Annotated in this window: 1 protein-coding gene and 1 pseudogene; both read right to left on the bottom strand. The window is 68.6% G+C overall.

Going from position 1 to position 547, the window contains the following annotated elements:
* Window positions 1-327 (bottom strand): annotated as a pseudogene (locus tag KUM32_RS39680) (F0F1 ATP synthase subunit beta); the annotation flags it as partial.
* A 1-nt stretch (window position 328) separates the two neighbouring features.
* Window positions 329-547 (bottom strand): F0F1 ATP synthase subunit gamma (locus KUM32_RS39675; RefSeq protein WP_217146588.1); only part of this gene is annotated, 219 nt, incomplete at its 5' end.

The raw sequence follows: 547 nt of genomic DNA, 5'->3' as shown, positions 1-547 counted from the left end.
GTTGAACACCTTGCCCTTGGTGATGTCACCGACGGGCACCGTGATGCCGTTGCCGGTGTTGGTCACCGTGGCCTGACGGACCAGGCCGTCGGTCGGCTGCATCGAGATGGCGCGGATGACGCCCTCGCCCAGGTGCTGGGCGACCTCGAGGGTCAGCGTCTTGAGCTTGCCGTCCTCGGCCGGGTCGGCGACCTCGACGGTCAGCGCGTTGTAGATCTCCGGCATCGCGTCGACGGGGAACTCCACGTCGACGACCGGGCCGATGACCCGCGCGACGCGGCCAGTGGCCACGCCGGCAGGAGCGGTCGGCTCAACAGTGGTGGTCATATCAGTCACTCCCCGCGGTCGCGTCGGCCAGGGCGCTCGCGCCACCGACGATCTCGCTGATTTCCTGGGTGATGTCGGCCTGGCGGGCCGCGTTGGCAAGCCGCGTGAGCGACTTGATGAGTTCTTCCGCGTTGTCGGTCGCCGACTTCATCGCACGGCGCGTGGCGGCGTGCTTGGAGGCGGCCGACTGGAGCAGCGCGTTGTAGATCCGGCTCTCGAC

The organism is Streptomyces sp. AC627_RSS907, from assembly GCF_019049165.1.
This window is presented reverse-complemented; position numbering and strand designations above follow the sequence as displayed.